Genomic DNA, 19,732 nt, shown 5'->3' with positions numbered 1-19,732 from the left:
AAGGTGTGCAAATGTATGTTTGTTTATGTCGCGGTATAACAGACCAAGATATCAAAGATGCGATTGCCGATGGCGCTGAAAGTTTCCGTGAAGTTCGCGAATTGCTTGATTTGGGTACATGCTGTGGTCGCTGTGCACCCGAAGCGCGTGATGTCATTAATCAAGAATTATCAGCCATTGCTGCGCGTCTTGGCGTAGCGGCTTAATGAATTATAAAAATAAAAAACAACGATAAAAAAAGAATCATTATATAAAATGATCGTGTTAAAAATCACCATTTCCCACCGCCAAGAAATTTTGGCGGTTTTATTTTTATAATCATGCACATAAGAAACTGTATGTGATTGTGATTTTCATTTGCTGTTCTATAAAAAACTCGCAGATTAAAAGTGAATTGGTTAATATAGTCGCCTAATTGTCAGTAGATTTTATTTGGGCGGAGAAACAATTATGAAAGGCAATCGCGAAGTTATTCAACAACTTAATCAAGTTTTATACCATCATCTCACCGCCATTAATCAATATTTTCTACATTCACGCATGTTTAACGATTGGGGCATTGAGAAATTAGGTTCTGCTGAATATAAAGAATCGATCCGCCAAATGAAACATGCAGACAAAATTATTGAACGTATTTTGTTTTTAGAAGGTTTGCCGAACCTACAGCATTTGGGTAAATTGTATATTGGACAGCATACCCTTGAAGTGTTGAACTGTGACGTGCGTAAAGTCAAAGAAAACATTGAAGCACTACAAGTTGCAGTTAAATTGTCTGAACAACAGCAAGATTACGTTTCTCGTGATTTAGTGCAAGAAATCTTAGAATCAGAAGAAGAATATTTAGATTGGGCAACTACGCAAATCGACCTTGTCGATCAAGTAACTATTGAAAATTACATTCAAAGCAACATGTCAAAATAAGCATTATTTTTGACCCATAAAAAAGCAGCTCATTGAAGCTGCTTTTTTATAGCCTTATTTACAGATTGATCATTAATGATGTGGCACCAAAGCTTTAGAAACTGCAAGACTTAATGCACGGCCATTTTGGTCTTTGGCCACCAATAATTCACTGGCCGCATGGTCGGTTTGATATAACCCACGAATCAATTGAAGTTGGTGCGCGGCCTCTTGCATTTTGCCGTTATAGGCCAACAACTGTGCGTATTTAAATAGATCGTAATGGGTTGGGGTAATTACTACCGCGCGATGAAAATCGGCCAATTGCGCATCAGTGCATTTGCTAAAACGATTCAACACATACCAATCTGCCCGATGTTCAAATTGATCTAGAACATAAATTTTTTGGCTATGTTTAAACGGTAAGCCTTGATCTGAATGTTTATGCGCCTCGTTTAATACATCTACCGAATTTAGATAATCGCGCCAAATTAAACCGTAGAGCAAAATACCAATCACCAAAATGGTGGTGTTGATCGAGGACTTAATTTCTATGCTGCTAAGCTTAGGCATATTGGCTTGCGTTAAGCCAAGTAAAAATCCGATTGGGAATAAAAAGTACGCATAGTTTTGCGGAAATTCGAACATTGCATGAATGAGCACACAGCCAACCGTAGCCATCGCAATCACAGATTCTCGATCGCGTTGTTTTAACAGTTTTACCAGCCACCACATGGCATAAGCAACAATTGCCGTGCCTAAAATTACCCCGTTCCAAACCAGCATTTCTAAAATTAAATTATGCGCACTATTGGTTCGTTCGTTATGTGCTAAGAAATCTGCGCCTGCAAGCTGTGCAACACTGGTTTGATTCCAGCCATAACCTAACCATGGATGTTGCTGAATGGCATAAATCATTTGCATCCAAATATTAAAGCGAGAATGGCTTGAACTGGCACGTTCAATGACATCGCCCATTTGAGAATGCGAAAATCCTAATTGTACTAACAAATTATTTAATGCAGGAACCAAGAGCAAACAGCCAATGTAGGCTAAAACCCAAAATGCCAAATGCGGCATCTTAAAGCGCTGTAAACTATTTTTATTCCAAATAAAATACACACTAAAAACGAAACAGGCCACCCAAGGCGTCCGAGATTGACTTAAAGCGATGGTAAACACCAAGAAAGCCGCTCCAAGCGAGATCAGCCACGTCGGTAAACGGCGTGTTTCAAATAAATATAAACAACCCATTAAACTCATCATTAAAAACGTTGCCATATTGTTGGGCTGCGCAAAATTGGCATACGGGCGGTTACCACGCAGCTGCATCATGACTTGTCTTAAACCACCTTCTAAGTCAAGCCATTGCAGCAATGCCATCGCGACACATAACAGCCCAACAATAAAGGTTAACAAGGCAAATCCTGACATTATTTTTTGGCGTAAGTACTGTTCTTGACCTAAGTTATTGCCCACAATCACCATGCTCATAAAGGCAAATAAATACAAAAATGACAACAACGCTTTATTCCAATACAACTCAATCCCTAAGCCAAATTGCAACAATGGAATACATGCAATGAAGAGCAAAGGCAGCTGTATTTTTGGAAAAAATAAGGATTTTTCACTATACATACCAAGCAAACATAACGCAGCTGCATAAGCCAGCAATTCACTTGAAAAGGTCAACCAAGGGGTATAATGAAAAGGCGATAGCCACGACAAACCTAACAGCAACGCAACAATCAGCAACAGATATCTTTGCATAGACAAAGTACAAGCAGAAAAATAAAGCGCATAGTATAGAGGATGCAGCACAAATCGGCATTGAGTTTTATTGTGAATAAATATGAAGCAGTTTTGACAAGTGCCTATGTAATAGATAAAAATAAAACCAACTGATTAAATAACACCCACAACGCATTAGGCAAAATATCTTCAGGGTAGAATAATGACAACATCATCAGAAGACGCTTCGGCAGCCACAGCGCAATTACAAGAAATTGCCTTACGTGGCGCAAAAATTGGGAATGGCACCCGCATTCAACGTGCCCTGCCATCCCGACATAAACGCATGATTGGTGCATGGTGCTTTTTGGACCATGCTGGCCCTGCCCAGTTTGAACAAAATGATGGACTTAATGTTGGGCCACATCCGCACATTGGACTACAAACCTTTACGTGGATGATTGAAGGCACGCTAATGCACCACGATAGTATTGGCTCGGAACAACTTATTCGCCCCAAACAGGTCAATTTAATGACTGCAGGTTGCGGTATTTCTCATACCGAAGTAACTCCAAAACACGAAACCCAATTGCATGCCGCACAACTTTGGATTGCCTTACCTGATCATCTACGCAATATGCCGCCGAAGTTTCAGCATTATCCCGACTTACCAACAATAGACCAAGATGCGTTAAATTTCACTATTTTGGTCGGTGATTATTTAGGATTAGAGTCGCCCGTAGAAGTTCACACGCCTTTAATTAGTTTAGATATCCACGCGCCAAGCGCTGCAAAAACGGTGCTTCAATTACGTCCAGACTTCGAATACGGCATTTTATTGCTTGAAGGTGCGGCAACAGTCGAGCATCAGCGCTTACAAATGGAAAATATGTTTGTGCTTTCAACAGGTTTTAATACCTTAAATATTGAACTCGAAGCCAACAGTCGTGTGCTACTGATTGGTGGTGAACCATTTACACCGCCTATTTTATTATGGTGGAATTTTGTCGCTCGAACAGAAGCAGAGTTAAAACAAGCCAATCAAGACTGGATAGATCATCATCCACGTTTTGGCAACATTCCAAGTTATACAGGCCATCGCCTAACGGCACCGCCTTTTCCCGCGCATATAAAATCGAGCACCTAAACACCTAAACACCTAAACACCTAAATATATTGCCATCTCGATAATATGATTGATTAAAAAGAATAAAATTTGAATATACAGTATTAATTCTATTCACGCGCAGTTAATGTTTAAAACAGTTTTCTGTGCGATTTAACCAAAATAAAACTGAAATTTTGCAAACAAATTTGTAGGCTAAATAGGTATTAAAAAAGGAGCTCAAGTTGGCTCTTCCCTGTTGTTATCATTAAAAATGGTCGGTTTTATTCAGCTAAAAATAGAGAGTATTTTATGCATAAAAAATTATATTTATTCATGGCAGCAAGTTCTGCTCTTTTTTTAACTGCTTGTCAGCTTGCACCGTCTAAAGCCGCCACACAAAATACAACCGCTGCCACACAACAATTAAATGATTATATGTGGCAATATCAACCGACGGGTCAGTCTGAGCGTGTTCAAGTTAATTTTGATGCCAAAGGCAACTTATTGATTCAAACTCCATGTAATAACCAGTCAGGTACGTGGAAACAGGCAGATGCTCAGCATGTTGCGACCACCCCTTTAGCATCGACCATGATGATGTGTTCGCCAGAAAAAATGCAACTTGAGCGCTGGTCAATACAAGTATTTAGCCAGCAGCATTTACAATATCAAATTACAGGCACCAAAGACGCACCGACCTTAACGCTAAATACCGCACAAGGTCAAAAATACCAACTGACCGGCAGCTTAAAGCCTGAAATTAAGTATCAAACTCAGGCGCAAACGGTATTTTTTGAAGTCGCACCACAACTCGAAAAATGTAATGACCAAACAGCATGTTTACGTGTTCGAGAAATTCATTACGACCAAAATGGCATTAAGCAAAACACACCTGCAACATGGCAAGTGCTAAACACTCCAATTCAAGGCTATCAACACGACCCCAAAATTGCCAAAATCATTCGGGTGAAACAATATAAAACTGTGCAAGGCAATGTCTTTATTTACGATATGACCGTTGAACAACGGGTTTTATAAGTCAAAAATGCCTCTATTGATTAGAGGCATTTTTTTAAGCGTGACTTAGTCCATCACGCCAAATTGACCACTTTGAAAATCGTGAAACGCCCGCATAATTTCTTCTTGCGTATTCATAACAAACGGCCCATACCCTTGAATGGGCTCATTTAAAGGTTCACCAGTCAAAATCACACACTCACTTTCAAGCATAGCATGCACTAAAAAAGGCTGCTCATCTTCACGGTCAAATAAAACCACGCTATTGGGCTGTACTATGTGCGCTTGATTGATCTGCACTTCACCAGATAAAACCACCAATAATGTTGTATGCCCTTTCGGTACGCGAAACTGATGCTGCTGATGTACTGCAAATTGCACATCCCAAACATTGACTGGACTAAAAGTCGTTGCCGCACCTCGCTGCTGCTGATATTCACCCGCAATGACACGCAATTGGCTGCCGGCATTATCTAAAGCAACCAAAGGAATCTCATCAGCACGAATGGCTTGATATTTCCCCGGGGTCATTTTGTCTTTTGCCGGCAAATTAACCCACAGCTGCACCATTTCAAGCACCCCACCTTGCTCACTAAAGGCATGTGAATGAAATTCTTCATGCAATAAACCGGCACCGGCTGTCATCCATTGCACATCGCCAGTTTGAATGGTTCCACCACCACCGCGTGAGTCTTTATGTGCAACTTCACCTTGCTTGGCAAGCGTTACGGTTTCAAAACCACGATGTGGATGCGAGCCAACACCGCGTGGGGTTTGGGTGGGCGTAAAATATTCAGGTGCTGCATAATCCAGCAATAAAAAAGGACTTAATGCCTGCCCCAATTGCGCATAAGAAAATAGCGTCCGCACATGAAAACCGTCACCCACCCAATGTTGCTGCTGCGTGTGGTACATACCAATGATTTTTTTCATGCTCAGCACTCCTTTCTTCTTAATCGCGAGATCATTTCATTTTATCGTTCCTTGTGCGGCAAAAAAATGCCAAAATAGCAAACGTATATCGTGAAAACAGAACGATAAAATTGAATGAGCTGATTCATTTAAGGCTTATTTATTCGTTAATGACGAGATGAATACTAAAAAATATCACTCTTTTTCAAGCCAGTGTTTTAAGATAGTTTCTTTTGCATCTTTTTTTCAAGCCAATGTCTAAACTTGCTGCACTCGATCATTTATTAGAACGCTATCAGGCACTCCAATACCATCAAGATCCTGTTTTATTTCAGCGTTTGCAAGACGTTCAAACGTGGCAAAAGGCGCGTTTAAAAGCCTCGCATCAGGCGTTATTTTCAGCGAAAAATAATCAACTGATGGCCGCGTATTTTGTCGACCGACTGTATGGCGGTCCAGATTTCGACATTTTAGCCCAACAAATTGCACGGTTGGCAAAACATGCGCATAAAGTTGAAAGCTTGATTCCTGAAAATGCCATTAAAACTGGAACGCATGGCATTGAATTGGCCATTTTAGCGGTTGAACTCGATGAACAAGTCGCAAAACAACTGCTACAAGATTATTCTGTTGATGAAACTTTAACTGATCAGATGATGAGTCAAACCTACATTCGTTTGAATCAGGCGGATTTACGTTTAAAACAACTGCGCATGGCAGATGAATTTGGTGGCTTCCTCGACACTTATTTACGTTCCTTTATTATTCAAACCGCCTTTAAAATGTGTAAGTCGGTGGCGTATAAACACCAATTTCAAGCCATGTACGATTTTATGAGTGACGGTTTTATCGCCTTAAAACCGTTAAAATCGGCTGAAGAATTTGTGAAAAAATTTACCGCGCAAGAGCGACAAGTGATTCAAAAGGTACATGCAGGTCATCCGAATCCATTTCATCCTGTATAAGCACTGTTGATAAACATCCACAAGATTCGGTTTTTTCTGTATATTATGGGCAGTCCATGCCAAATGTTAAAACACCCTCATTTGGCAATTTTAAATTATTTGTAACGGGTGATGAGGAGAGACTCATGTCAAATGAACAACAAACACCAAATACCGTGAATGAGTCGACACAAACTTCTAAAAAAGTCAGTCCATTTTTAACCGCACCATTGCCTGAAGGCACCGCACAAGGACAGCAAGAAAGCTTGAATGCCTTAAATACCGACACAACTACGCATAGCATTCCAAAATATAATTTACCCCGCGGCGCAGGCAAAACCAACAACGTGGGCGAAACCACACATTTTGGTTTTGAAACGGTTCGCTCTGAAGATAAAGCCCAAAAAGTTGCCGAAGTGTTCCATTCGGTTGCCAGCAAATACGACATCATGAATGACTTGATGTCTTTTGGCATCCACCGTTTGTGGAAGCGTTTTGCAATTAACATGTCTGGTGTGCGTCGTGGACAGCACGTTTTAGATATTGCCGGCGGTACAGGCGACTTAGCCAAAGTATTTAGCCGTGAAGTCGGGCCGCAAGGTCATGTGGTGTTATCTGACATTAACGAATCAATGCTAAATGTTGGGCGTGATCGTTTACTCGACGCAGGCTGCACCAATGTCGATTTCGTTCTTGCCAACGCAGAAACCTTAGAACCTTTTGCCGATAATAGTTTTGACTTAGTCACCATCAGCTTTGGTTTACGTAACGTCACCGATAAAGATGCCGCTTTAGAAGCCATGTACCGTGTACTTAAACCAGGCGGCCGTTTACTCATTTTAGAATTTTCAAAACCTGTATTCGAACCGTTCTCAAAACTGTACGATTTGTATTCATTTACTGCACTGCCAATTATGGGCAAAATTATTGCCAACGATGCAGAAAGTTATAAATACTTGGCTGAATCGATTCGTATGCATCCAGACCAACGCACCTTAAAAGGCATGATGCAAAACGCTGGCTTCCAAAACTGCGACTACCACAACCTCACTGGCGGTATTGTTGCCGTTCACCGTGGTTTTAAACTGTAAAAAGGCACCATCTATGTGGTCAATTCTTGCTCTGGGTGCAGCCGAACGCCTCATCAATCAAACCATTGATTTAGATGCTATTAGCCGTCAGCAACTCAACCAATTACATGGTCAGTTGCTACGTGTCTGTATTGATCATCCACACATGAGTGTTGATGTATTTTTTGACCTTGACCGTATTCGCCTAGAAACAACGGCCACAGGTCAACCCGAGCAAGAATCTATTTTTGAGCCGCAAGGGCAATTCAGCAGCGAAACAAAACAACAAGCGATTGAAGCCACAGCAACCTTAGGGGTTAAAAATATTGTGGAATTAGTGAAACTTGTCTCGGCGCAACACGTCGGCAATATTTCACTTTCAGGCGATTACCGCCTGTTGCAAAGTATTCAGCAGATTATGCAACAGATGCACCCCGACCTTGCAAGTAAACTTGCCCCATGGATTGGCAGCACCGCTGCGCATGAACTGGGAAAATTGCAACAACTTCCACAATTACTGAAACGAAACCTACAAAGTAAATTATTCTTTGTCGAAGATGCGTTAAAAGAAGACAGCCAATTACTTGCCCCACGTTGGCAAATGGATCAATTACAGCAAGGCAGCCGGCAATTACAGCAAAACCTTGACCGCTTAGACGCACGAATTCAAGCATTACAGCAGCACATCTCTCCCGATCAAACTTAGGTGACACTTTTAATGATTCCGCACATTTCCCGTTTATTCGAACTTTGGCGCATTGCTGCGCACTATAGACTCGACACGTTGGTCGCTGCGGAAGATGTGCCTATTAAAATTCGTCCCTTACTTAAACTCATTCATTTACACCCTGCGGCATGGTCAAGCAAAGAACGTAAAAATCCGCTCAAGCTAAAAGAAGCGCTAGAGGATATGGGGCCTTTAGCGATTAAATTAGGGCAATTGCTCTCGACCCGTCGCGATTTAATTGCACCTGAAATTTTACAACAATTGACGTTATTACAAGACCGCGTTAAACCATTCGACAGCGATGTCTCAAAAATGCGAATTCAGCAATCACTCAAAGCCGACATCAACAGCCTATTTTTGCGCTTTGATGACAAGCCATTGGCTGCAGCGTCAATTGCACAAGTACATACCGCAGCATTGCACGACGGCAAAGAAGTGGTGGTAAAAGTCACTCGGCCCAATATTCGTGCACAAATTATTCAAGATTTTGAAATTTTAACGTGGTTAGGTCAGTTCTTAGAAAACCGTTTAGATGCCGCGCGCGCGTTGCATTTATCCGAAATTATTCAAAGCTACCGACAAACCATTTTAAATGAACTCGATTTAAGCTTAGAAGCAGATAACACCCGCCGTATGCGTCAGTATTTCACGGGCTCAAGCATGATGTATGTGCCTGAAGTGTATATGGATAGCACAGATGTGATGGTGGCAGAGCGCATTACAGGCGTACCCATTTCAGACACCGAAACCTTCGACCGTTTGGGGATGGATCGTGCCGATTTAGCAGAAAAAGGCTTAACCATTTTCTTCACCCAAGTATTTCGGGACAATTTTTTCCATGCCGATATGCACCCGGGAAATGTGTTTGTTGAAACACTGAATCCAAGTCAACCGCGCTATATTGCACTCGACTGCGCCATTATGGGCGAGTTATCTAAACAAGACCAAATGACGGTTGCACGCATGTTATTGGCGGTTATGAATAGCAATTTCATGCAGCTGATACAAATTGTGCATCATGCCGGCTGGATTCCACCGGGCACCGACCAAGACACGCTGGCGCGTGAAATGCGCCGTACCGTTGGGCCCATGGTGTCTAAACCAATGGATCAACTCGATTTTGCTGGCATTTTATTGCAAGTCATGGATATTGCACGGCGCTTTCATCTTGAAATTCCACCACAACTGATGCTGTTACTTAAAACATTGGTCCATGTGGAAGGCTTAGGCACAGATTTATATCCGCAACTCGATATTTGGAAACTCGCGAAGCCAATTCTGACTGAATGGGTCAAGTCGAATATGGATCCGGTGAAGAATATTAAACAACTGGGGCAGCAAATTCCTGATTTGTTACTCGGTGCACAAGATATTCCGAGTTTAATTGTCGACAGTTTAAATGGTCTGAAAAATCAATCGGCATGGCAAGACCGCCAATTAAAAGAACTGCAACAACTTCGCCTGCAAATGCAAATGCAACAGCGCCGCAGTTGGTTATTCGGCAGCATGGTGGCTATTTTACTCAGCATTGCCATCATCTCGCCTTGGTATATTTCAATTGCGCTGATACTGTGTGCAAGCTTCATCGCCTTTTGGCGTATCATAAAATAATTGCACTTGGCGTATCTACACGATGCGCCAATGTAAAAACGACTGAACTACAAATTCATTATTTATAAAAATGATCTATGACATATATTTTAAAACAACATCCGCCTGCCCTGAATTTGCGTGTCGGGCATTTGGCTAAACAACATATTTTACAACATGGGCTACAAGCCAAAGACGTCGATATTATTCCGGGCGCTGCGGGCGGGCCTAAAGGCATTGGCTTAACTGGTTTAGACCAAGCCATTTTTGCCGACTTTTTAACTCAAGCACCACAGCGACGCTTTTTGGTGGGATCCTCTGTGGGTGCTTGGCGCTTTGCTGCAATGATTGCCCAAGGCGCCAAGCGCGGCCCTGCCTGCCTAGCCGAGCTGTACAGTCACTTGCGCTTTCATACAAAGATGACCATGCAGGACATTGAAATCATTTCTCGTGAAATGCTAAGTAATATTCTGGCGCAAGGTACGCAACATTTAATCAGCCATCCGGACTATCATCTCACCATTATTGCGGCCAAAGCCGAAAAGCAGTTTCAGAGTGACCATAAACTGGCGCTTTACAGCGCGTTATTGGGTATTGTGGTTGCCAATAGTCTTTCGCGCGATCGCTTAAGTCACTTTATGCAACGTGTGATTTGTCAACCAGCACAGTTTCCGCAATTTCATATTCAACCCGATGCTTTCAAAACCCATTATCTTCATTTTAATCAGGATAATGTGGCCGATTGGTTAATGGCTTCTGGTTCTATTCCCAGTGTTGCGCCTGCGGTTAAAAACATTGCAGATGCACCGCAAGGTGCATATCGAGATGGCGGCTTGATTGATTACCACATCGACCTGCCATTTGAAAGTCAAGGCATTGTTTTATATCCTCATTTTAGCAACCAAATTACGCCCGGTTGGTTCGATAAAATGTTTAAATCGCGCAAGGCCAATCCTCAAAACCAAGCGCGTACCTTACTGATTTCACCCTCACAAAGTTATTTAGATGCATTACCTTTGCAGCGCTTACCCGACCGCAAAGACTTTGTGTTAAAAGGTTTAGATGATCAAACGCGTATTCAAATGTGGAAGCAATCGGTGACCGAAAGCCAGCGTTTGGGCGATGAGTTTTTAGAGATGGTTGAAAAACAAAATTTTGCCGAACATCTTCAAGACTTATAAGGCCAAAATGCTGTAAATATTCGTTTTAGAAAACGGCACAGATGCCGTACACTATAGCTTGTTTCAGATGTTGCCTTTTTACACTTATCCTTTTGGTGATTTTTCATGAATAATTTGCAGTGGCTCGATGAAGTAACATTTAACGAACAAGGCTTAGTACCTGCTATTGCACAGCATCATCAAACAGGCCGTGTGCTGATGGTGGCATGGATGAACCGCGAAGCTTTACAAAGCACCGCCGAAAAAAAACAAGCGGTCTATTATTCGCGCTCTCGACAAAAACTTTGGCACAAGGGCGAAGAATCTGGGCATTTTCAAAGCGTGTATGAAATTCGCTTAGACTGCGATGCCGATGTGATTGTGTTACAAATTGAACAACACGGTGGCATTGCTTGTCATACTGGGCGGGAATCGTGTTTTTATCGTAAATTAACTGAAAATGGCTGGGAAATTGTCGATACACAACTTAAGGACCCCGAGCAAATTTACGGCAAAAGTGCAGCATCGACCAATCCGCATACGCAAGCCATGAATGCCTCGAATGCACAAGCCGAACAACTTGAAGTCATGGCGTATTTGGGCCAAATGATGGCAGAACGGAAACACGCCGACCCTGACAGTTCTTATGTGGCCAAGTTGTATGCCAAAGGCTTAAATAAAATTTTAGAAAAAGTGGGTGAAGAAAGCTTAGAAACCGTTCTTGCGGCTAAAGATTTTGACCGAAATGCTTCTGAAGACAATAAAAATGACTTAATTTATGAAGTGGCAGATCTTTGGTTTCATAGCATTATGATGCTCGGTTATTTCGACCTCGACCCTCAACTGGTGCTCAATGAACTGGCACGCCGCCAAGGTTTGTCTGGCTTGGTTGAAAAAGCCAATCGTCAGGCGCACTAAGTCAAATTTATGCACAAACCATCGCATCAAGCCACCTATGAACAATCCATTGCTATCGATAATGCCCGTTTGGGAGAATCGTTTAAAGTCGTGGCTTATGCAGGTACTGGTAAAACCACCACGTTACAAATGATTAGTGATGCCATGCCCGAACGGCGTGGCATGTATTTGGCGTTCAATAAAGCCATTGCCAGTGAAGCCCAACAAAAATTTCATCGCAATATCGACAGTCGAACCTTTCACTCGTTGGCGTATCGCAGTGTTCCACGTGAAATCACCGACAAATTGCGCCTTCCTCGGCTCAGCCCAAGTTTTGTTGCCAAAGAATACCGACTCGAACCAATTACCTTGCGTCGGTTAATGGGCGGACGCTATGAAAAATATGTCTTAATGCCAAGTCGATTGGCCAGCATTGTTGTGAATGCCGTCGGCTATTTTTGCTCGACCAACTCACAATATCCTGCGCCCAGACATATTCAGGCACCGAGTTGGTTACATGACGACGATATTCCCGCATTACAACAACATTTATACCCTGCCTTAGAAAGACGTTGGCTCGATTCAATTCACCCGCAGCACCAAGCCGGTATTGGGCACGATATTTATTTAAAATTATGGGCACTGTCTGAACCGTATATTCCGGCAGACTATGTGTTATTTGATGAAGCACAGGATGCCGATCCGCTCATGCTTGGCATTTTGCTGAAACAAAAAAATACCCAAGTGATTTATGTGGGTGATGCACATCAACAAATTTACGCATGGCGTGGTGCCATTAACGCCATGCAAAAACTGCCGTTGCCCGAATCTCGCCTGACCACATCGTTCCGTTTTGGCGATGAAATTGCCGACGTTGCCAATGCTTTGTTGGGAGGATTAAAAGAAACCGTGCCGTTGCATGGCAATCCGCAGCAAAAATCGAGTGTATATAACAAACCACACACCAAGAAGCGCGATGCTATTTTATGCCGTACCAACGCCCGAGCGATGGAGTTGCTATTAGCCGGTTTGGTTAATGGCGATAAAGTCAGTTTACAAGCAGATCATGCCAAAATTAGTAAATTTATTGATGCGGCAAGTATGCTCAAACAAGGCAAACGAGTCACCGATGTTCCTGAATTGGCATGGTTTAATTCGTGGCATGACGTACACGAATATTGTGAAACACACGAAGGCAGTGATATCAAACCGTTGGTGAAATTGGTTGATGATCACGGCACCAATCCACTAAAAAAAGCACTCGACAAAATTACGCCTATCGCACAGGCCGATTATGTAATTTCAACCGCACATAAAGCCAAAGGGCTCGAATGGGAACGGGTTCATTTAGAAGATGATTACCAGTTTAAGGTGAATCAGAACGACCACAAAATTAGTGATGAAGAATTGCGTCTGTTATATGTTGCTGCAACACGGGCAAAAAGCAGCCTGAATATTCATCACATTTACGACTTAGTGCAACAACTCAAAGTGAAAATGCCCGCATCACTTAGAAAAGCCAAGCCCAATAAAAGCAGCACTGAAGCTTAATTGCGTCAAAAAAATTTAAAAAACAGAATATTAACGCCCTGTTGTGCTGTTCAACACTCAATATGCCTCAGCATGCTACATAATGTAAAAATCCTAGCAAGATCTAATGCTTACTGTATAATCAAATCGTATATGCAGCATTTTTATACTTATTTTATTGTGTCATTTTCATTACATATCAACGAAACATCGGCTTTTAAAATTTGAATTTTTGGATTGCTCTTTGACATCCTGTAAATTTTAAAAGAAATATAAAACTTAGGGAATCATCCCTAACTCAACTTAGGATACACGTGTGTTATTAATTATCATACTGTTACCTCTGCTTTTGGGTACTGGCTTAATGGCATGCTTATGGCATGCGCCACGCAAACTTAGCCTTGGAATTGCAGTCAGTATTAGTTTAAGTTGTGTAGGTATTTTACTCAGTCAGTCAACCTATGTGCTTGCAGGTGGAACCTTACTGCAAACATGGTCGTGGATGCCGCAACTGGGCATCGACTTCAGCTTTCGTTTAGATGCGCTCGGTTGGTTATTTGCCCTGCTCATTAGCGGCATTGGAACACTCATTTTTATTTATGCTTATTTTTATTTAAGTCAGAAAAATTCTCTGAGTAAGCTGTACCTGCTTTTACTGTTGTTTATGGCAGCCATGCTGGGTATTTCGCTGTCGAATAATTTAATTTTGTTACTAACCTTTTGGGAACTCACCAGTATTTCATCATTTTTATTGGTGGCATATTGGAGTCATTACCATGCAGCGCAACGTGGTTCCCGTATGGCGCTCAGCATTACCGGCATGGGTGGTTTAAGCATGTTGGGTGGTTTTTTACTGTTAGGACACATGGCTGGCAGCTATCAAATTGACCAAATTTTAATGCTTGGCAGTTCATTACAACAACAGCCGCTGTTCATTCCAGCCATGCTCCTGATTTTATTGGGGGCATTTACCAAAAGTGCTCAATTTCCGTTTCATTTTTGGCTACCCAATGCCATGGCCGCGCCGACACCCGTATCGGCTTATCTACATTCAGCCACCATGGTGAAAGCCGGTATTTTTCTAGTTGCACGATTATTGCCAATTTTTACCGGGGTGGCATTATTTCACCAATTGGTGACCAGTATTGGCTTAATTACCCTGTGTATTGGGGCATTTTTTGCCATTTTTAAAGAAGATTTAAAAGGCTTACTTGCCTATTCAACCATTAGCCATTTAGGCTTAATTATGGCCTTGCTGGGCTTAGGTTCGCCGCTTGCGGTTGCTGCAGCGATTTTTCATATTATTAACCACGCCACATTCAAAGCTGCATTATTCATGATTGCAGGGATTATTGATCATGAAACCCAAACCCGCAGCCTGAAAAAACTTAAAGGGATTTGGCATTTGCTGCCATTTACCGGCACCTTAACCATGGTGACCTGCGCAGCGATGGCCGGCATTCCGCTCACCAATGGATTCATTTCTAAAGAAATGTTTTTCACTCAGCTGTTACAGCATCTTTCTGGCTACGCGCTGATTTTTGGTCTTTTGATTGCCACCATTTCAGGCATTTTTGCAGTTGCTTACTCGGTGCGGCTCGTCCACGGGGCGTTTTTTGATGGCGAGCTTGGCAAAAACATCCCTAACCAAAATGCCCATGAACCACCTTTAGGCATGCGCCTACCGGCGACATTTTTGGCTATATTGTGTATTGCTATCGGTCTTCTACCGGCTTTTTTTGCAGAGAAAATCGTCAACAGCAGCACCATTGCCAGTACTCAAGATTTCAACTTTGCAGGTGAGCATTTGGCCATCTGGCATGGGTTTAATCTACCACTGATGATGAGTATTGCAGCGATTGTCGGTGGTTTAAGTCTGTATTTTGTGCTCGCCAAAGATGGACTGATTCGACAAATCGACCTAGACCGTATGTTGCGAAGCATCCAAGGGAAAAACGTATTTGAACGGTTTTTAGAAAAATTGTTTTTATGGAGTCGGCGGTTAAAACGCCGCACCGAAACAGGGAAATTACAAGATTACTTATTATGGATGATCTGTTTTAGTTTGGCTTTAAGCAGCATTCCATTTATTGGCGGCCCGTGGATTGGTACCGGCACACGCATTCTCACCCACGCACCGTGGATTGCCATCATTTTATGGTTATTGCTATTTAGTGGCTGCTGGATGATGCTTTGGTTCCATCACGAACGGATTAAAGCAGTTTTAATTAGTGGCGCCATTGGTTTAGTGGTTTCTGTAACCTTCGTAACGTTATCGGCACCCGATTTAGCACTCACACAAATTACGGTCGATGTTGTAACCACAGTTTTACTGTTAATGAGCTTATCGCTATTACCACAGCTCACTCCTTATGAGTCGACCGTGGCACAGCGCTGGCGAGATGCCGTGATTGCCATTGGCGCAGGTGCTGGCATGGGCTGGATTTGTTGGCTGATGCTTACGCGTGACCACAATTCTATTTCATGGTTTTTTGCACAACAAGCACTGCCTTTAGGCGGCGGCTCAAACATCGTTAATGTCATTTTAGTCGATTTTCGTGGTTTCGATACCTTTGGTGAAATTACTGTTTTAGGCATCGCAGCAATTGGGACGTTGTGTTTAATGGATGGCATGCGCATTCATGGCACATCTATCACCCGTGGGCTGACTTACCGTTTTAATCCATCGCCGCTGTTGGTGCGCACCACTACATCGTGGGTGTTACCTATTGCCTTGGTCGTGAGTCTGTATATTTTTATGCGCGGACATAACTATCCCGGCGGTGGTTTTATTGCAGGCTTAATTACTGCAATGGCGCTGATTATGCAATATATCTCGCTGGGTCAAGACTATACCGAACAACTGCTGAATGCTAAATCGGGGCGCTTATATGAAATTTGGATTAGCACTGGGCTCAGCATTGCCGGCATCACTGGCCTTTTGGCTTGGTTTTGGGGACGGCCTTTTCTCACCAGTGCACATATTTATCTTGAATTGCCTGTACTTGGAAAACTCCATCTTGCTTCGGCAGCCGTGTTTGACTTAGGGGTTTACCTAACCGTTGTTGGCGCAACCATGTTGATGATTTCGGTCTTAGGCGATGCACGACATTCAAGCATGTCTGGCCCTGTTCCAAAGGAGTAAATGAATGATTAGTTTAGAATTATTAATTGCATCAGGAATTGGGCTTTTGGTTGCCAGCGGCGTGTATTTATTACTGCGTGCGCGTACCTTTGCCGTGGTTCTCGGTTTAGTGATGATTGGCTATGCCGTGAATTTATTTTTATTCACGACCGGCAGCGTTCAACTCAATGCACCAGCCATATTAACTGAAGCCACGCATATTACCGATCCCTTGCCACAAGCATTAGTGCTAACCGCGATTGTGATTGGTTTTGCAACCACTGCCTTTATTGTGCAATTGGCGCTGCGCAGTCGTTATGAATCTGGAACAGACCATGTCGACTCGAAGGAAATTGCCGAACTGCCCAATGACCCAAGCGAGGATAAAGTCCAATGAGCGTGGTGTTCAATCTGTGGCAACAGCATACGCCCATTTTAAGTATTCTCATTCCAGCATTTACGGGATTTTTCCTATTACTTTTGGGCAATCCCGGCAGTAGTGCATTAGCCACCGACTGGCGCCAACCCTGGCGGCGCGGCATCAGCCTAATAGCAACTGCACTTGGGCTAATCACCGCATGCGGTTATTTATACCAAGCCAACCAAGGGCACATTGTGGTTTATCAACTCAGCCAATGGACCGCGCCTTTTGGCATTGTTTTGGTCTTAGATCGGCTTGCGGCCTTTATGTTGGTACTGACCTATGTCTTAGCGTTACCATTGCTTTGGTATGCCAGTAAAGATTGGGATTTACGCGGTCGATATTTCCACGCCTTGGTACAATTTTTATTGATGGGGCTATGCGGAGCATTTCTTACAGGCGATTTATTTAACCTATTCGTATTCTTTGAAATTTTACTGATGTCCTCTTATGTACTGCTCATTTACGGACAAGGTAAGGCACGTTTTCAAATTGGTGTGCACTATGTCAGCATTAACTTATTGGCAAGCAGCTTTTTCTTAATCGGACTGAGTTTAATCTATAGCAGTGTCGGCAGTTTAAATATGACCGATGTTGCACGCCTGTTACCCACACTCACCCCAGACCAAAAAAAACTGGCCACCTTAGGCAGCTATTTACTGTTTACCGTATTTGCAATTAAAGCGGCACTATTACCACTAGGGTTTTGGCTACCTAAAACCTATGCTATTGCTAGCACACCGGTGGCGGCATTATTTACCATTATGACCAAAGTCGGCTTATATGCCATTTTACGGGTCAATTCGGTTTTATTTTTCCAAACCAATGATGCCTTTTTATTTAATTTTTTACTAATTTTAGGCTTACTGTCTTCACTTTATGGCGTGATTGGCGCATTAGGCGCTATACGCTTACGCCGATTTGTTGGCTTTATGATTCTGTCTTCACTGGGCACCATTTGCGTGGCTTTAGGTTTACATCAACCACAAGCATGGGCCGGTGCATTGTATTATTTGTTCCATAGCACATTAATTGGTTCGGTGTGTTATTTACTCTGCGGCTGGATTACCGCGCAGCGCGGTGAATTTAAAGACCATCTTAAAATTTCACCACGTATGAAACAGCACAATATATTGGGATTATGCTTTTTTCTAGTGGCGTTAATTATGGCCGGCTTACCACCATTTAGTGGCTTTATTGGGAAGGTATTTATTTTACAAGCCAGCCTGCAACATCCTTATGCTTGGGCCATTATTGCCGTTGTATTGGTGGTCAGCTTGCTAAGCATTTTAGCGTTTGTCCGTGCAGGCTTTATTTTATTTTGGCAAGCAGCTGAGCCGTCACAACGCCTCAATAGCGAAGAATATCAACAATATTTAGCCTTGCCGAATCGGCCACCGGCACGAAATAACATTGCCACTTATATTTTACTCGGCAGTTTAATTAGCTTGGTTGCGTTGGCATCACCAATCCAAAACTACTTGGCGGCAACCGCACAACAGCTTGCCAATCAACACGCCTATCAGCAACGGATGTTAAAAACCGATGAAACTGGGCAGTACATCAGCACACAACCGTTCGACAGTCACTATATTCCCGAAACAAAATATAGCGGTGAAAATTTCGACCCGAATGCGCATCTAATTCCCTACTTAATTGCCCCTGAAACATTGGCAGGCGAGCACATTTCGGAATATAAATGGCGCCAAATTAACGAGCAAAAAACCGCCAAAAAACCGCTCAGCAATAAAAACACCACGCCACTCAAATTCAGTGCCACGGAGGATCCATAAATGTCAAAACCCAATTGGATCGCAAAAATTTTTCCCCATCCACTGGTTTCGGTGATGGTTGGGCTGAGTTGGCTAATGTTATCACATAGTGTAGATGCCAGTGATCTGCTGCTTGCGCTGTTACTGGCCATTATTATTCCAAAAACCATCCGCCGCTTTATTACCTACACGCCCAATATTCATTGGCTCAGTGCGATTCGACTGCTGTTTGTAGTGTTGTGGGATATTGTAGTGTCCAACTTTATGGTAGCCAAATTGGTGCTGGGGCCACAAAAAAACTTACATCCGCAATGGTTCCGCGTGCCTTTAGAAACACAGCATGAACAAGTCAATTCATTATTGGCAATGATTATTACCACCACACCCGGCACGGTCAGTGCCGGAATTGACCAAGAACGGCGTGATATTTTAGTACATGCCTTAAGTACAGACGACCCAGAAGCGGATATTCAAATGATTAAACGGCGCTATGAAGCCCCTTTAATGCATATTTTCCATGTCCATACGGAGGATACTCCATGATCATCTTGCCTTATGTACTGGCCATTTGCCTGTTGGCCATCTGCCTATCGATGTTCTTGTGCCTGATTCGCTTGGTGTCTGGACCTTCTGTCGTTGACCGGCTGCTTGCACTGGATACTCTATTTTTAAATAGCACCTGCTTGGTGGTGGTTCTTGGGATTTATTGGACCTCCATTCATTTATTTGAAGGCGCATTACTGATTGTGATGTTAGGTTTTATCTCGACCATGGCACTTGCGCGCTACTTTACCACCGGTCATGTGATTGATTAGGAGAACAACATGCA

General features: G+C 42.8%; 18 protein-coding genes. 16 read left to right on the top strand and 2 right to left on the bottom strand.

Annotated elements, in window-relative coordinates:
- Positions 1 to 11: 11 nt before the first annotated feature.
- On the top strand, positions 12 to 206 hold the full coding sequence (locus tag I2F62_RS02615) for a bacterioferritin-associated ferredoxin (RefSeq protein ID WP_324625468.1): 195 nt from the start codon (positions 12 to 14) through the stop codon (positions 204 to 206).
- A 244-nt stretch (positions 207 to 450) separates the two neighbouring features.
- Complete coding sequence (gene bfr, locus I2F62_RS02610; RefSeq protein WP_324625467.1) at positions 451 to 921, top strand: heteropolymeric bacterioferritin subunit Bfr; 471 nt, start codon at positions 451 to 453, stop codon at positions 919 to 921.
- A gap of 72 nt (positions 922 to 993) precedes the next feature.
- On the opposite strand, the gene I2F62_RS02605 is transcribed toward bfr, so the two are convergent.
- The gene (locus I2F62_RS02605) at positions 994 to 2,670 is read right to left on the bottom strand and encodes a PglL family O-oligosaccharyltransferase (RefSeq protein ID WP_324625466.1); all 1,677 of its coding nucleotides are present in this window, start codon (positions 2,668 to 2,670) and stop codon (positions 994 to 996) included.
- Between the two features lie 184 nt (positions 2,671 to 2,854).
- Between I2F62_RS02605 and I2F62_RS02600 the strand changes: the two genes are divergently transcribed.
- On the top strand, positions 2,855 to 3,778 hold the full coding sequence (locus I2F62_RS02600; protein ID WP_324625465.1) for a pirin family protein: 924 nt from the start codon (positions 2,855 to 2,857) through the stop codon (positions 3,776 to 3,778).
- A gap of 270 nt (positions 3,779 to 4,048) precedes the next feature.
- Positions 4,049 to 4,777 (top strand): META domain-containing protein, encoded by a 729-nt coding sequence (locus I2F62_RS02595; protein ID WP_324625464.1) that lies wholly within the window; start codon positions 4,049 to 4,051, stop codon positions 4,775 to 4,777.
- Between the two features lie 45 nt (positions 4,778 to 4,822).
- Here I2F62_RS02595 and I2F62_RS02590 read toward each other — a convergent pair whose 3' ends face one another.
- Positions 4,823 to 5,689 carry a pirin family protein gene (locus I2F62_RS02590; protein WP_324625463.1) on the bottom strand — a complete coding sequence of 289 codons (867 nt, stop codon included), beginning with the start codon at positions 5,687 to 5,689 and terminating at the stop codon, positions 4,823 to 4,825.
- 233 nt (positions 5,690 to 5,922) lie between these two features.
- Between I2F62_RS02590 and I2F62_RS02585 the strand changes: the two genes are divergently transcribed.
- The 12 genes from I2F62_RS02585 to I2F62_RS02530 all read left to right on the top strand — a co-directional run bounded on the left by I2F62_RS02585 (position 5,923) and on the right by I2F62_RS02530 (position 19,718).
- Complete coding sequence (locus tag I2F62_RS02585) at positions 5,923 to 6,633, top strand: FFLEELY motif protein (protein WP_324625462.1); 711 nt, start codon at positions 5,923 to 5,925, stop codon at positions 6,631 to 6,633.
- Between the two features lie 125 nt (positions 6,634 to 6,758).
- The gene (ubiE, locus tag I2F62_RS02580) at positions 6,759 to 7,703 is read left to right on the top strand and encodes a bifunctional demethylmenaquinone methyltransferase/2-methoxy-6-polyprenyl-1,4-benzoquinol methylase UbiE (protein WP_324625461.1); all 945 of its coding nucleotides are present in this window, start codon (positions 6,759 to 6,761) and stop codon (positions 7,701 to 7,703) included.
- Positions 7,704 to 7,716: 13 nt separating this feature from the next.
- The gene (locus tag I2F62_RS02575; protein WP_324625460.1) at positions 7,717 to 8,388 is read left to right on the top strand and encodes a hypothetical protein; all 672 of its coding nucleotides are present in this window, start codon (positions 7,717 to 7,719) and stop codon (positions 8,386 to 8,388) included.
- Positions 8,389 to 8,400: 12 nt separating this feature from the next.
- The gene (locus tag I2F62_RS02570) at positions 8,401 to 10,020 is read left to right on the top strand and encodes an ABC1 kinase family protein (RefSeq protein ID WP_324625459.1); all 1,620 of its coding nucleotides are present in this window, start codon (positions 8,401 to 8,403) and stop codon (positions 10,018 to 10,020) included.
- Between the two features lie 77 nt (positions 10,021 to 10,097).
- Positions 10,098 to 11,180, top strand: coding sequence for a patatin-like phospholipase family protein (locus I2F62_RS02565; RefSeq protein ID WP_324625458.1), 1,083 nt, complete (start codon positions 10,098 to 10,100; stop codon positions 11,178 to 11,180).
- Positions 11,181 to 11,285: 105 nt separating this feature from the next.
- Entirely contained in the window at positions 11,286 to 12,077 is a 792-nt protein-coding gene (gene hisIE / locus I2F62_RS02560) for a bifunctional phosphoribosyl-AMP cyclohydrolase/phosphoribosyl-ATP diphosphatase HisIE (RefSeq protein ID WP_324625457.1), read from the top strand.
- A 9-nt stretch (positions 12,078 to 12,086) separates the two neighbouring features.
- Positions 12,087 to 13,607, top strand: a complete 1,521-nt coding sequence (locus I2F62_RS02555; RefSeq protein ID WP_324625456.1) for a UvrD-helicase domain-containing protein — start codon at positions 12,087 to 12,089, stop codon at positions 13,605 to 13,607.
- A gap of 295 nt (positions 13,608 to 13,902) precedes the next feature.
- Positions 13,903 to 16,731, top strand: coding sequence for a monovalent cation/H+ antiporter subunit A (locus tag I2F62_RS02550; RefSeq protein ID WP_324625455.1), 2,829 nt, complete (start codon positions 13,903 to 13,905; stop codon positions 16,729 to 16,731).
- Positions 16,732 to 16,735: 4 nt separating this feature from the next.
- On the top strand, positions 16,736 to 17,107 hold the full coding sequence (locus I2F62_RS02545; RefSeq protein WP_324625454.1) for a Na+/H+ antiporter subunit C: 372 nt from the start codon (positions 16,736 to 16,738) through the stop codon (positions 17,105 to 17,107).
- Entirely contained in the window at positions 17,104 to 18,924 is a 1,821-nt protein-coding gene (locus tag I2F62_RS02540; RefSeq protein WP_324625453.1) for a monovalent cation/H+ antiporter subunit D, read from the top strand. The genes I2F62_RS02545 and I2F62_RS02540 overlap by 4 nt, the downstream gene beginning before the upstream one ends.
- A complete protein-coding gene (locus tag I2F62_RS02535; RefSeq protein ID WP_324625452.1) occupies positions 18,925 to 19,446 on the top strand; it encodes a Na+/H+ antiporter subunit E in 522 nt (173 codons plus the stop codon).
- On the top strand, positions 19,443 to 19,718 hold the full coding sequence (locus I2F62_RS02530; RefSeq protein WP_324625451.1) for a monovalent cation/H+ antiporter subunit F: 276 nt from the start codon (positions 19,443 to 19,445) through the stop codon (positions 19,716 to 19,718). Before I2F62_RS02535 ends, I2F62_RS02530 begins: the two co-directional genes overlap by 4 nt.
- Positions 19,719 to 19,732 lie beyond the last annotated feature (14 nt).

The sequence above is a fragment of the Acinetobacter sp. MD2(2019) genome (assembly GCF_035615615.1).
In the GTDB taxonomy this organism is placed as follows: Bacteria; Pseudomonadota; Gammaproteobacteria; order Pseudomonadales; family Moraxellaceae; genus Acinetobacter.
This window is presented reverse-complemented; position numbering and strand designations above follow the sequence as displayed.

Coding starts and splice junctions, on each gene's coding strand:
- I2F62_RS02615 (WP_324625468.1), top strand. CDS start 12: ATGTATGTTTGTTTATGTCGCGGTATAACAGACCAAGATATCAAAGAT.
- bfr (WP_324625467.1), top strand. CDS start 451: ATGAAAGGCAATCGCGAAGTTATTCAACAACTTAATCAAGTTTTATAC.
- I2F62_RS02605 (WP_324625466.1), bottom strand. CDS start 2,670: ATGCAAAGATATCTGTTGCTGATTGTTGCGTTGCTGTTAGGTTTGTCG.
- I2F62_RS02600 (WP_324625465.1), top strand. CDS start 2,855: ATGACAACATCATCAGAAGACGCTTCGGCAGCCACAGCGCAATTACAA.
- I2F62_RS02595 (WP_324625464.1), top strand. CDS start 4,049: ATGCATAAAAAATTATATTTATTCATGGCAGCAAGTTCTGCTCTTTTT.
- I2F62_RS02590 (WP_324625463.1), bottom strand. CDS start 5,689: ATGAAAAAAATCATTGGTATGTACCACACGCAGCAGCAACATTGGGTG.
- I2F62_RS02585 (WP_324625462.1), top strand. CDS start 5,923: ATGTCTAAACTTGCTGCACTCGATCATTTATTAGAACGCTATCAGGCA.
- ubiE (WP_324625461.1), top strand. CDS start 6,759: ATGTCAAATGAACAACAAACACCAAATACCGTGAATGAGTCGACACAA.
- I2F62_RS02575 (WP_324625460.1), top strand. CDS start 7,717: ATGTGGTCAATTCTTGCTCTGGGTGCAGCCGAACGCCTCATCAATCAA.
- I2F62_RS02570 (WP_324625459.1), top strand. CDS start 8,401: ATGATTCCGCACATTTCCCGTTTATTCGAACTTTGGCGCATTGCTGCG.
- I2F62_RS02565 (WP_324625458.1), top strand. CDS start 10,098: ATGACATATATTTTAAAACAACATCCGCCTGCCCTGAATTTGCGTGTC.
- hisIE (WP_324625457.1), top strand. CDS start 11,286: ATGAATAATTTGCAGTGGCTCGATGAAGTAACATTTAACGAACAAGGC.
- I2F62_RS02555 (WP_324625456.1), top strand. CDS start 12,087: ATGCACAAACCATCGCATCAAGCCACCTATGAACAATCCATTGCTATC.
- I2F62_RS02545 (WP_324625454.1), top strand. CDS start 16,736: ATGATTAGTTTAGAATTATTAATTGCATCAGGAATTGGGCTTTTGGTT.
- I2F62_RS02540 (WP_324625453.1), top strand. CDS start 17,104: ATGAGCGTGGTGTTCAATCTGTGGCAACAGCATACGCCCATTTTAAGT.
- I2F62_RS02535 (WP_324625452.1), top strand. CDS start 18,925: ATGTCAAAACCCAATTGGATCGCAAAAATTTTTCCCCATCCACTGGTT.
- I2F62_RS02530 (WP_324625451.1), top strand. CDS start 19,443: ATGATCATCTTGCCTTATGTACTGGCCATTTGCCTGTTGGCCATCTGC.